Below are 11,785 nucleotides of genomic sequence, written 5' to 3'. Positions count from 1 at the left end.
GGGACGTTCGGGACGTCTGCATGATCGGCAAAACGTCCCGGGTGATGGCCATGACCAACGAACGGTTGAGGGTGGCGCTCGTCCGCGCCGGAGTGACGACGGAGGGCCTCGCACGGGAGGCTGAAGTGGACCCGAAGACGGTCCAGCGCTGGCTCACGGGCCGGCTGCCGCACCCGCGTCACCGTCGTCTCGTCGCTGGGCGGGTAGGGGAGGACGAGGACTTCCTGTGGCCCGAGGCTCGGCGCATGGTTCCGGGTGTCGACGCGGCGAGTGAGGTCGTCGCGGCATACGCCTATCGCTCGCAGCTCGACCAGCACAGGTGGTGGGCGCTGTTCGAGCACGCCAAGCAGCAGATCGACCTGCTCGGCTACACCCTCTACTTCCTCCCGCAGCAGCACCCCGGACTCGCTGACCTGCTGACCGCCAAGGCCGCCACTGGCTGCCGGGTGAGGGTGGCGGTCGCTGACCCGACCTCGGAGCACGTTCGCGCGCGCGACGAGGAGGAGCACCAGGCCATCACCCTCGTGGCGCGCATCCACAGCACCCTCGAGTGGTTGGAGCCGCTCCTCGAGCAGGACGGCATCGACGCTCGCTTCCAGGACGCGGCGCTGTACAGCTCCATCTTCCGGTTCGACGACCAGATGCTCGTCACGCCACACCTGTACGCGACTCCCGGGCACGCAGCGCCGCTGCTGCACCTGAAGTCACTCGGCTCGGCAGGCCTGTTCTCGCGCTTCGTCGAGCACTTCGAAGGCATCTGGGCAGACACCGTCCCCGTGGGGCAGGATCGAACACAGACCGGTGCGTGACCACCCACAGCGATCGGAGATCCGATGGGCCGCGTGGACTACTACGACGATCCCAACGCCCCGAAGGCGAACTCGCTCGTGCCGGCCGCGTCAGCGATCGTCACGGACGCCGAGGGTCGGATCCTGCTCCACCGACGCCGAGACAACGACATGTGGGCGTTGCCCGGGGGAGTGATGGAACTCGGTGAGTCCATTTCCGACTGCATCATCCGCGAGGTCCGGGAAGAGACGGGTCTGACGGTCAAACCCATGCGGATCGTTGGCATCTACAGCGACCCGAAGCACGTCTTCGCCTATGACGACGGCGAGGTGCGCCAGGAGTTCTCGATCTGCTTTGCATGCGAGGTGATCTCCGGAGAGCAGCAGGCCAGCAGCGAGTCCTACGAGGTGCGTTTTGTCCTAGAAGACGACGTTGCGTCGCTGCCCATGGTCGAGAGCATTCGATTGAGGATCTATGACTTTCTGAACGAACAGGGCCCCGCGCTCCGCTAGCGCACCGGGTGGCACCCACGCGGTGCCCGGCAACGCCATCAGGAAGTCGCAGTCACGGCACAGCGGCGCGGTCCTTTCTGGCGCGCCGCCGCAGAACCATTGAGCCCGAGTGGTGGCCAGAGACCCGCTCTGACGGCATGCCCGCCCATGCCGTGCATGAGGTGTGTGGTTCGGCTGCTCCGTCGGTGATGAGGCGTCGTTTCCGGACACGTCGGGTGTCCGCGTGGAGGTGCGGGCGGTGCCTGTTTCGGGTGACGGCTGCGGCAGTCGTCGGGGGGAGGCGGAGGTCATGGTGCAGGTGGCAACGGCGGCGGTGACGCGCCGGCGGCGAGCCAGGTCGCGTCGGGTCGCCAGGCTGGGGGCGCAGGGGCGCCCGGCCGGGGTCTCGGTGGAGAGGGCGGCCCAGGTCCGGCTCCTGGGTCGTGAGGGTCGGCGGGCGTTGCGGGCACGCGAGGTCGCTAGGCGTCGGACCCAGACGGCCCAGACCCAGGCCGGCACCCGGCTGGTGGCGATGGTGGGTGTCGGAATGCCCCTGGTGCAGGCGGCGGATGTGCTGCGCATCAGCCGCAGCGAGGCTCGCCGGTTGACCGGCCTGGCCCGGGACGTGGTCGCGTTGTCGGCCGCGTGCGAGACGCGCGCCGGTGCTCGGGCTGCCCCAGCCAGGTGTCCAGTCGTGCAGTTTCATTCGGTCGCACCAGCCTCGCGTCGGAGCGCAGCCATGTCTGAAAGGCTGCAACGGGGATGAGGTACCGCCCCGCGCCGGGTCCGCCTGCTGAGAGTTTCGTCCGGATCGGTGGCCTAGTGCGTGGCCTCTCCGTCTGGCAACGCTGACCCGGCCCGGATCAGTTGTCCCTCCCGCCCCGTGTCAACGGTGTGCAGGCTGAGGGGCGGTACAGGCTTCTGCGCAACACGGCGGCGCACACGTACGGCATAGCGCCCAGTCCTGGGTAGAGGGTTGTTGGGTCGCAGCCGCCGTGGCAAGCCGTGCGAATTTCCGACCGGCATGATCACACCGAGGTCATGGCAGTGCGACACCTGCCGCAGTCTCCGTAGGCGGGGCACCCCACCGCAAGGGCCCAAGCGTCGCCCGGCGGGCGCCGCTGACGTGCGTACCGCGTGGACGGGCCAGCGGATTGGTTCGAGACGAGTGCGTCTTGTCACCCCCATCTGACCAGTCTGTCCTGCGCCGTGGGGCGAACTACTGGTGTTCACACAGACATCTACGTTCAGGAGCTCCTGATGAGCACAATCTTCTCCACCCGTAGCCGCAAGGCCCTCGCCTCGGTCGCCATCGTGACCGCCGGGCTGTCCATGGCCGCCTGCGGGACCACCGACTCCACGAGCACCAAGGCCTCCTCCAGCTCCTCCACCGCGACCCAGCAGAAGGCCCCCAAGCCGGTCGCCTCCATCGACTCCCTCACCGGCAAGAACACCCAGGTCGCCCTGGACGCTGGCTTCGTCGCCGCGCTCAAGCAGCTCAAGCTCACCCCCGGCACGACCGGCACCGCCAAGCTGGTCGGCGGCGGCACGCTGCAGTTCCCGATCTCCGGCGGCAACGTCACCGTCTTCAAGCCCGGCACGGTCTCGCCGTACGTCATCGGCCAGGTCCAGCACGAGGGCTCGGGCCTGTCGCTGACCGCCGGCGGCACCAAGGTCGAGATCAACAACCTCAACGTCGACCCCGGCGTCTCGCGGGTCTACGGCGACGTGCTGGTCAACGGCAAGCTCGCCGCCTCCAGCGCCTACGTCTTCACCCTCGACGGCCGCACCCTCAAGCCCCTGACCACCGGCAACGGCACCGCCACCCTGCAGGGCACCAAGGTCGAGATCTCCCCGGTCGCGGCCGGCCTGCTGAACCAGACCTTCAAGACCTCGGCCGTCAAGCCCGGCCTGCTGGTCGGCATCGCCAAGATCACCGTCAGCACCACCCCCGGCAAGTAGCCCTCGCCCGCCCCCACACGTCCCTGCTGGTTGACCAGGTGACGTCGCAGGCCCCCCGTGCCATTCCAGGCGCGGGGGGCCTTCGCATTCCCGGACGCCGTCGAGTGCCTGCTCACCGGCAGTCGACGGGCCGTCGCGGAGGTCACCCATCCACTCCGCACTGCTCGACACCGGCGGAGCGTTAGGGGTGGTGCTTGTTGCTACTTCACCGGTCGGGGACCCAGGCGTCGCGGTAGGCGGTGTACTCCTTGGTCCCCTCCAGGAAGCGGAAGTTCAGCTCGGTCAGCTTGTTGTCGGGGGTCTTGCAGTTGAGGGTGATCTCGGTCAGCGGCGTGATGCGGCTGACCCAGGCGGCCTTCACGATCGCCGGGCGTACGCGGTCCAGGCTGCCTGCGTCGATGCAGGCGTCCAGGCTGAGGGTCGGGTTCAGCCGGATCGACACTCGCGGGCTGTACTGGATGCGCGCGAGGTTGGTGACGCCCTTGATCTTGGAGATCTGCTCGCCGAGCGCCTTACTGGGTGTGTCCCATTTCCCGGGTGATTGAGGCCCGCGAGAAACGCACTCTCATGCCGAGATCCGCGCACTGCGAGTTCTCGCGGCCCGTCTAGAGGTTCAGTCGGCGGAGGTGCCGCGCACGAGTGGCATGAGGACCTGATCCACTACGCGAGCGATTCCCTGGCGGTCGAGTTCGGCGCCGAGCAGGTCCTCGGGCATGACCATGAGCCCGATGGCTGCGGCGATCTCCAGCCTGTCCGGGGCGAGGAAGTGCTCGACTCTTTCCGCCGTGAGTTCGCCGCGTTGTTGAGCAAGGTGAAGGCAGGAGGCGATGCCGTTGCGCTGACCGGCGATGTAGCGCTCGCGCAGGGTGTCGGCGATCCCGGGATGGGACGCGGTGGCGGCGGTCAGCACGAGCGAGAAACGGCGTCCGTGCGGGTGCAAGCACGCGGTGCTGTGCGTCAGCGTTGCGATCAGGTCGTCACGAAGTGCCCCGGTGTCCCTCGCCTCAGCGGGGACCGCCGGGAGCATGAGGGTTTCGAGTGCGTCGGCAACGAGATCCTCTCGAGAGGCCCAGCGACGGTAGACGGTGGCCTTCGCTACTCCAGCGCGCGCAGCCACCGCCCCCATGGTGAGGTCGACATAACCCTTCTCGACGATCAGGTCCAAGACCGCGTCGATGATGCGCGCATCCCGCGCCTCGTCCCGCGCTGGCCCGAACGACCCGCCCGGGCGTTGACGTCCTGCGGGAGCAGCCGACCTAGTCACACCCTGACGGTACTTCGTCGCTGTCACGGCTCCTCCCGCGTGCCCGGATTCATGCGCTCGGGACGTCCCAGGTCTGCTTCGCGGCCCACTGCTTCAACGTCGTGGTGGGCAGGCCGTACGCGGCGGCGTGGTCGGGGCGTGCGGGGTAGCCGACACGTCCCTGCCACTCTTGGCTGTCGGCCAGGACCTCGGCCAGGTCGCCGAAGCGTGGCGCGAGGCGTCCGGCCTGCTCATCGCGAGAGATGAACGCAACGGACAGCTCACGGCCGGAAGACGCCGAGAGGGTGTCCACGATGTCGGGGAACGTCAGCGCGTCGCCGGCGAGGTCGATCTCGGCGTGCTGGAACTTGTCGGGGTCGGCGACCGCGGCAGCGACAGCTGCGCCGAGGTCGTCGGCGTTGGTGAGCGCCATGACGGTGTCCGGGCTCGTGGACAGGACGAGCTCACGCTCGGTCACGACGTTGAACTGAATGTCGCGCCTCGTAGGCAGGAAGTTCTCCATGAACAGGGCCGGCTTGACGATGGTCCAGTAGTCGAGCCCCGACTTACGGATCGCCTCCTCCGCACCTTCCTTGCCGTCCCAGTACGACTTCGACGTCCGGAGGATGTCCTCGGTCGCAGAGTGCTCACCGTTGCGCCAGCCGGTCGCCGACACCGAGGAGTGGACGATCTGGGACACACCCGCCCGCTTGGCAAGGGCGACGAGGTCGGCGGCCTGGCGGGCCTCGACCCCAGGCTCGTTCGGCATCAGCAGCGAGAAGACGACGTCGTGCCCGGCAACGGCAGCCTCCAACGACGCGACGTCATCCAGGTTCCCGACCGCCAACGCGACACCCTGCTCGGCAAGCGCCTGGGCGGGCGCCTCGGAGGGGTCGAGCACGAACGCCGTCACGGGGTGCCCGGCACGCAGGAGCGCCCGCATCACGCCGCCGCCCTGGTTCCCGGTCGCTCCGATAACCAGCACCTTGGCCTTGTTGTTGTTTGTCACGACTTGCTCATCCTTTGGTTGCGTCGGTGACGGAATCATCCCGTCGTCTGTAGACACTAGCGTCTCGAGTCATCACTGTATCGAGTGGCGGGTCCATCTCCAAACCACGGCTGGCGGTCCGGGTCGCAATGGGGTGCCGCGAATCTGCCGCATTCCGCGCGGTCACGCTGCGGCTAGGACACGGCACCGTTCGGTCTCGACGCCCGCAGGCGAGTTCAAGCGCCGCCGCCCGTGTAGACCCCTACACGGCTCGTGGGACCGGGTGCGGGCCTCCGACGTGGCCAGAACCAACACGCCAGCACACTGACCAGCGCCCTGACACGTCTGGAGATGTCCACGTGGGACATCCGCCGCTACCAGGACGCCCTACGTGACCTGACCCGGGCCCTGCCGTCCCAGACCGACTAGCGCCGCCCCGGCAGGCGTCAGTCGCGAACCTCCTTGAAACTTCAGAGGTACCTCTGCACAATGGGGTCCATGAGTCGGCACATGCCCATGGCGAACTTCATCCGTGACTACGCCAACGTCCTCGAGGATGTCGAGACGACCGGCGACACGGTCGTGCTCGAGCGCCGCGCCGGCAAGTCCTCGTTCGTCCTCGCACCCCTAGACCGGGTCCAAGGTGACCAGCACGCCATCAGTGCCGTCGCCCACGTCCTGGGCCACGCCCTGGACCACGGCGATATGGCCACCGTGGTCGTGACCGGACTCGCTGAGGAGTACCCCTGGGTCACGTTCCTTCCCGAGGCCGAGCAGCGCACGTTCGAGCGTGAGGTGCTCACGACGCTGCGTGCGTGCGCCAGCATCGGCCGGTTCACCGCTTTTGAGAACCTCATCGACTCCTGGGCCGCGACCGCCGAGATCTGGTCGGACCCCGAGCTCGCCCGGGCGCTCGCCGAGCCCATCGAGGCGCCCCACGGGTCGGCTGTCCCCGAGCCCGTCGTCGTCTGAACCCCGAGCCCTTTAGCCACACACGCCGACTCCGCCGCCCATGCCGAAACGCCTCGACCCCGTCGCGCCGCCCCCTCGTGGCGACGAATGGGCCATCAGGTTCGGGACCACCGACGCCGCGAACGACTGGACCGAGTTGTGCGCCCAAGCACCCGGGAACACTCGGGAGGCGTGGGAACGGATGCGAGAGCGACCCCTGGACCGCAGCGACACGCAAAAGCCCCTGAGTGGGACCCTAGGGACACGGCAGGTCGGCGGGGACCTCTTGCCGCAGTGGCAGATCGACATCACCGCCGGTGCACGTATCTGGTACTGCGTAGACGCCGAGAAGCGAACCGTGTGGGTCACCCGGGCGAGCACGAAGCATCCCGGCGCGACCGAGAGCAAGGGCAAGCGGACTTCACGGAACAGGTGACCCCTGGTTGGGCCGCTGCGGCGGGTCTCGCAGAGCCGAACAGGACGATGCTGGACCCTTCCGGTCAGGGGCAGGGCAGTCTGCGGACGAAAGCCGTACTCGCCGCTGCGTCCCTCAGGAGCCGGACGCCGCCAGGACGACGCCTGTAGGCGGCGCCCGCCCGACATCACCGGGGTCACCGGGTGCCTCAGGCGTGTAGGCCACTACACGGCTGCGGAACCGTCAGCCTCCGGCCGGCGTCGCGGCCCGGGCCCATCGGTTCTGCCTCGGCATTACGGACCCTCCGCGGCGACACGCGAGGCGAACCGAACGGTTGCGGACCCCTCCCCGGTAGTGCCCACACTGGGATTTATGAGCGACAAGGCCCCCCGAACCCTCGCTGACGCAGACCCCGCCACCCCGACCGCGCTCGATGCCGCCGCGGCATTGCGGGCCGCCGCGGCGCTCGGTCAGGGCGACTGGACGTACTCGGTGGCGTTGGAGGTCCGTGACCAGCTACGCGTCAACCTGCCTCGCTGCCTGGGACTGGTGGACGAGTGGGAGACGCGGCCCTCAGGGCTCGATGAGCGGTGGCTGACGTTGCTGGCCGCGTTCGCCGCCCACGAGTTCGACACCGCCGGCCTCCCCGCCCCTGCCTGGACCCTCGAGGCCCGTCTGGAGGAGGCCTGGGTGCTGGACACGCCCATGCTTCCCGACGCTGAGGTGGTCGAGCAGACACCTGACTGGTTGGCGGCACGCAACATCTACATCGCCCCCAAGGACCTCGGGACGTTCTGACGCACCAGTCGCTACGTCAGTCGCCGCGCCCGCCGGTCTGACATCCCAGCCCCGCACCAGCCCCACACCAGCATGCGACGCGGAGCCATGACCAAGCCGAACTGGGCGTGCAGACCACTACACGACACCACCACCGGGCGCCCGGTGGCGTCCGACGGGCTGCCCGCGGTCAGGCGTCGTTCTCGTCGTGACGCTGCTCAACGGTGTGACGGACCAGCAGGTCGAAGTCCTGATGGGTGTTCCGCAGCTGCTGGAAGTCTGCCTTGGGCCAGGCAAGGACCGTGACCGGGCCGGTCGCGACCAGGCGGGCGTTGCGCAGCCGGTGGTCGACCAGGCCCATCTCACCGGCAAGGGACCCGGGGCCGATGGTCGCGACCGTGGTGTCGCCGCGGGCGACGCACAGCTCACCGGCCAGGATGACGTAGGCCTTGTCGGCTGGTTCGCTCTGGTGGATGGGTGACCACCCTTCGGGAATGTCCACGACGCGACCTGCCTCTTCGAGGTCGGTCAGCGTCGCCTCGGGCAGTACTCCGATGTCGGGAAGGTCGCGCAACTTCGGGGTCGGGTCGGACATGGCGGAGTCTCCAGACGGGGGCTAGACAGGCGCGGTGGGCGGTCGAGGCTCACCCTAGGGGCCGGTCCTGCGCCGACGTCACCTCGGTCTCAGGTCCGCAAGGTCTTCCGCGTCTGCTGTCGCAGGCTCGGCTGGGGCGGTGGAGGCCGACGCCGGCGCACCGGGATGGCCGGGGCCGGGTTGGCGGCGAACCGCCTGGAATCGGAAGGGCCGAGCTGATGGGCAAGACGGCACACAGTCACTACGCTCGAAGGTCCACGAACAGCACCTGGGCCGGGGGACCCAGGGCACACGCGGAAGCTCTCCAGCCCACGCTGGGGGACGCAGGCGGTGCGAGCTGGTGGGGCATGGGGGAACACGATGCGACCAACCGCGCTGGTTCGGCAGCGGATACCGCTGGGCCCGCGACTGCCCGGAGAACATGCGAACCCGGGCGACGCTCAATCGGGGGCAGGCACCTCGCCTCGGCCGCCCCAGACCGGGACGCCCCGGCCCCCCATCGGCTCACGCTCCGCCTGGTGACGAACGCGCTGCCACCGCACCCGCCAGCAGCCAGCGCAACACCAAGAACATCCACATGGACGGCAAGTCGAAGGGCGCAAAGGCCGGTGCGCGGTGAGGGCGGCCCCTCACGCACACTGCTCGACGCATGGGGCCTGGGTCGGCGCCACTAAGTACGGCGAAGCCCTGGCCTGTCTGTTCCCCAACCCGTCGGCCTTACCCGCAGCTGTGACCGAAGTGACGCAAACGTCCTAGACCGCGCCCCGCCAGCTCTAGTCGGTGGGGAGCTTGCCGGTGTCGGTCAGCTCGGCTGCGACGTCACGCAGCTTGCGGTTCAAGTCGTTGCTCGTACGTCGCAGCAGCTGGAACGCTTCGTCCTGGGAGATCGAGTAGGTCGCCATCAGCATCCCGGACGCGGCGCCGATGACCCGGTTCGCGTCGAGCGCGACCTCCAGGCCGTGGATCTGGTGCGCGGACTCCGCATGGGCCATCAACATGCCGGCGTGCGTGGCTAACAAGGTGCCGACCGCCACCGCGTCGTCATCGAACGCCCCCGGGTCATCGGAGTACAGGTTGAGCGCTTGCCGGCCCGAGCCGCCGGCCAGGTGCAGCGCGAGCACGCCCCGGACCGGGGTCCGGCTGAGAGTCTGCAGGACGAACGTCGACCAGCGCTTCTCACTCGTCAGGTCCGCGGCGAGGACCGCGGTCCCCGTGACGGCGGCGCTAATGCACGGGCCCTGACCGAGCTCGTACTGGATGGCGTCGACCTCGACGGGGAACCCGGCGCTGTGCGCCAGGGTGCGCGCGGGGCCCCGCTCGGGCCAGGACGTGATGCCAGCCCAGGTGGCGGCAGGCTCCACCTTGCAGATCAGGTCGACGATCCGCTGATGGGACCGGACCGGGTGAGCGTCAGAGGCCAGGTGCGTACTCATCTCCTGGAACTCAGCAGCAAGCTCGTGAGCAGACAGATCCATTGACGGGGTGCACCTTCGCAACGGTCGCGGCTCGCAGCCACGAGGGAGGGAGACAGCCACGAGTATGCCCCACCGGTCGCGCGCTACCGAGCTTCGCGAGTTCACCCAGGGGTGTGACAGCCGGTCCCAGCTTTCGAGCCGTGTCCGCAGCCCGCGCCACGGTGAGCAGGCTGCGGCGTCGCGGCCGCGCCCAGGTCGCGTGACTGCGTCGCGGCAGTCCAGGATGCCTCGCGCAGCATTACGGCGGTCTCCGTGGTCGACAACAGCCACACGGAACTGGAAGCGGCACCGGAACAAGGACGTGGACCAGTGCCAGCGGTCGATGCGCTCTTGGCGAAGGTCAAGTTCAACGCGGCGTGCGCCAAGTACAGGGCCGTCAGCATCTGGTCCGGATGGCGGCCGAGTTCACCGAGGAGGACGCCGTCGGTGACCTCACCCGCACCCACCGCGACGCAAGCGGCGTAGTCGACGTCTGGGAGCGCTGCACACGGGCCGGGGAAGTGTTGTACGTCGACCCGCTCATGTGCCACGTCGTCACCGCCGCCGCACCTAGATGCCATCCGAAACCATCGAAGCAGCTGACCTGCCGGCCACACACGGGTTCGTCCCTCTCCCGGCGGGGCCGGCCAGGTCGACACATTCGGACGCCACGTCGTGATCAACGCCGCCGTTTGGTCCCACACAGGCCCGACCGTCGACCTGGCACCGGCGTGATTGACGGCACCGGGTAGGGCCGGGTCTCACGCAGATTGATTCCTAGGAGTCCAGGAATCCGATCAGGGCGTTGTTGAGATCGTTGGCGTGGCTGACGTTGCACCCGTGACAAGCACCTGCAATGACGACGAGCTTGCTGCCCTTGACCGTGTGGTGTGTGCGCTGCCCGGAAACCCTCGAAGGGGACGATCCCGTCACTGTCTCCGTGGATGACCAGGGTGGGGAGGCTCACCTGGGTGAGGTCGTCACGGAAGTCGGTGGTGCCGAATGCGTCCGTGCAGGTCAGGGCGGCGTCCTAGTTGGACTGACGGCACAGGCTGAGGGCTTCTTGCCGTTGTTCCTCGCGGACCGTGAGGTCGTCACCTGCGGAGAAGAACTGCGTGGGTGAACTCGTCAAAGGAGGTGTCTCGGTCGGACTCCAGGCCGGTGCGCATGTCGGTGGCCGCGTCCTGGGTCAGGGGGCCTTCGGGATTGTCCTTGCCTTGAAGCAGGTATGGGGGGCTGCGGCCGCGAAGACCACAGAGTGATACAGTCTGTCGTCGCTGCTATGCGTACTTCGCGTGTGCCCCGACCAGACCACGTGCCTGCGCGTTCAGGTTGAGCGGCTTGGCTTGAAGCGGGCGCGAGTCGGCAACGTGTCGTGAGGAGGCCCCCGGTGAGCTCGATGACGCCCGGCCTAGTGAGCCCGGTGCGCTGCCGGCGGAGACCCCCGGGGGACTACGCGTGGTGGTCTGCACGTGCCCTGGACGCTCGACACCAGGCCATGTGTGCTCTGGATGCTCACAGCCAGGACGGCGTCAAGGACGCCTGAGGTAGCGAGAACGGCTGCCCCAAATCAATCACAGTCTCGCCGGCCCCCTGGGCGTCGCAGACGAGTGGCGGGGTCGCCTGCCCACCCAAGGGAACGCTCCACGCGAGGGTGGGGTGGGGGATCACAGGCGGTGGCGATCGGTCTGCTGCGTTGGAGGTGATGTCGTTGTCGCACCGGGTGTCGTTCTGATGCGCAACGCCACGAGGGCGAGGACGGCGGTGAGGCCTTCGGCGACAGCGCTGATCGTCTTCTGCAAGAACCAGACCGGTTCGTACATCGGCGGGATCGGCCCAAGAGAGGGGACGCTGACGTATCGGGTGAGCACGACCGCGATGAAGGCGCTCGCACCCACGCCGGCCGCGATCAGCAACGACGTACGGGTTCCGCGCAGGAGTACGTAGACCGCTGAGAGGAGAGCCACCGCGGACTCGAGGCGGAAGAGGTTGCCCTGGCCGATGCCCTGAGGCTGGGCAAGCTGGTAGCCACCGGCCAGCCGCAGGTGAACCACCGCGTCGATCATCAGGCCCAGTGCGATCAGCACCCGCAGCACCAACCCCCCGTGGCGCCTGGCCGC

11 protein-coding genes are annotated in these 11,785 nt (G+C 68.4%); 5 read left to right on the top strand and 6 right to left on the bottom strand.

The window, feature by feature from the left end; translation table 11 throughout:
- Positions 1-20 precede the first annotated feature (20 nt).
- The 3 genes from ACYVDA_RS15850 to ACYVDA_RS15840 all read left to right on the top strand — a co-directional run bounded on the left by ACYVDA_RS15850 (position 21) and on the right by ACYVDA_RS15840 (position 3,242).
- Positions 21-809 (top strand): hypothetical protein, encoded by a 789-nt coding sequence (locus tag ACYVDA_RS15850; RefSeq protein WP_460819394.1) that lies wholly within the window; start codon positions 21-23, stop codon positions 807-809.
- Between the two features lie 33 nt (positions 810-842).
- Positions 843-1,301, top strand: a complete 459-nt coding sequence (locus tag ACYVDA_RS15845; RefSeq protein WP_460819393.1) for an NUDIX hydrolase — start codon at positions 843-845, stop codon at positions 1,299-1,301.
- A gap of 1,239 nt (positions 1,302-2,540) precedes the next feature.
- Positions 2,541-3,242 carry a hypothetical protein gene (locus ACYVDA_RS15840; protein WP_460819392.1) on the top strand — a complete coding sequence of 234 codons (702 nt, stop codon included), beginning with the start codon at positions 2,541-2,543 and terminating at the stop codon, positions 3,240-3,242.
- Between the two features lie 205 nt (positions 3,243-3,447).
- On the opposite strand, the gene ACYVDA_RS15835 is transcribed toward ACYVDA_RS15840, so the two are convergent.
- The 3 genes from ACYVDA_RS15835 to ACYVDA_RS15825 all read right to left on the bottom strand — a co-directional run bounded on the left by ACYVDA_RS15835 (position 3,448) and on the right by ACYVDA_RS15825 (position 5,533).
- Positions 3,448-3,684, bottom strand: coding sequence for a hypothetical protein (locus ACYVDA_RS15835; RefSeq protein ID WP_460819391.1), 237 nt, complete (start codon positions 3,682-3,684; stop codon positions 3,448-3,450).
- A gap of 171 nt (positions 3,685-3,855) precedes the next feature.
- Positions 3,856-4,506 (bottom strand): TetR-like C-terminal domain-containing protein, encoded by a 651-nt coding sequence (locus ACYVDA_RS15830; RefSeq protein WP_460819417.1) that lies wholly within the window; start codon positions 4,504-4,506, stop codon positions 3,856-3,858.
- A gap of 49 nt (positions 4,507-4,555) precedes the next feature.
- Entirely contained in the window at positions 4,556-5,533 is a 978-nt protein-coding gene (locus ACYVDA_RS15825; RefSeq protein WP_460819390.1) for an NmrA family NAD(P)-binding protein, read from the bottom strand.
- Positions 5,534-5,971: 438 nt separating this feature from the next.
- Here ACYVDA_RS15825 and ACYVDA_RS15820 point away from each other — a divergent pair, with 438 nt between their 5' ends.
- Positions 5,972-6,445, top strand: a complete 474-nt coding sequence (locus ACYVDA_RS15820) for a hypothetical protein (RefSeq protein ID WP_460819389.1) — start codon at positions 5,972-5,974, stop codon at positions 6,443-6,445.
- A 766-nt stretch (positions 6,446-7,211) separates the two neighbouring features.
- Positions 7,212-7,637, top strand: a complete 426-nt coding sequence (locus ACYVDA_RS15815; protein WP_460819388.1) for a hypothetical protein — start codon at positions 7,212-7,214, stop codon at positions 7,635-7,637.
- A 169-nt stretch (positions 7,638-7,806) separates the two neighbouring features.
- Here ACYVDA_RS15815 and ACYVDA_RS15810 read toward each other — a convergent pair whose 3' ends face one another.
- The 3 genes from ACYVDA_RS15810 to ACYVDA_RS15800 all read right to left on the bottom strand — a co-directional run bounded on the left by ACYVDA_RS15810 (position 7,807) and on the right by ACYVDA_RS15800 (position 11,752).
- Complete coding sequence (locus ACYVDA_RS15810) at positions 7,807-8,211, bottom strand: Crp/Fnr family transcriptional regulator (protein ID WP_460819387.1); 405 nt, start codon at positions 8,209-8,211, stop codon at positions 7,807-7,809.
- Between the two features lie 773 nt (positions 8,212-8,984).
- Entirely contained in the window at positions 8,985-9,644 is a 660-nt protein-coding gene (locus ACYVDA_RS15805; RefSeq protein ID WP_460819386.1) for a GAF and ANTAR domain-containing protein, read from the bottom strand.
- A 1,688-nt stretch (positions 9,645-11,332) separates the two neighbouring features.
- Positions 11,333-11,752 carry a hypothetical protein gene (locus ACYVDA_RS15800; protein WP_460819385.1) on the bottom strand — a complete coding sequence of 140 codons (420 nt, stop codon included), beginning with the start codon at positions 11,750-11,752 and terminating at the stop codon, positions 11,333-11,335.
- Positions 11,753-11,785 lie beyond the last annotated feature (33 nt).

It is taken from the genome of Nocardioides korecus (assembly GCF_054778395.1).
This window is presented reverse-complemented; position numbering and strand designations above follow the sequence as displayed.

Bases quoted from the DNA above. Each gene is read 5' to 3' on its own strand.
- ACYVDA_RS15850 (WP_460819394.1), top strand. From the start codon at position 21: ATGATCGGCAAAACGTCCCGGGTGATGGCCATGACCAACGAACGGTTG.
- ACYVDA_RS15840 (WP_460819392.1), top strand. From the start codon at position 2,541: ATGAGCACAATCTTCTCCACCCGTAGCCGCAAGGCCCTCGCCTCGGTC.
- ACYVDA_RS15825 (WP_460819390.1), bottom strand. From the start codon at position 5,533: ATGATTCCGTCACCGACGCAACCAAAGGATGAGCAAGTCGTGACAAAC.
- ACYVDA_RS15820 (WP_460819389.1), top strand. From the start codon at position 5,972: ATGAGTCGGCACATGCCCATGGCGAACTTCATCCGTGACTACGCCAAC.
- ACYVDA_RS15815 (WP_460819388.1), top strand. From the start codon at position 7,212: ATGAGCGACAAGGCCCCCCGAACCCTCGCTGACGCAGACCCCGCCACC.
- ACYVDA_RS15810 (WP_460819387.1), bottom strand. From the start codon at position 8,211: ATGTCCGACCCGACCCCGAAGTTGCGCGACCTTCCCGACATCGGAGTA.
- ACYVDA_RS15805 (WP_460819386.1), bottom strand. From the start codon at position 9,644: ATGAGTACGCACCTGGCCTCTGACGCTCACCCGGTCCGGTCCCATCAG.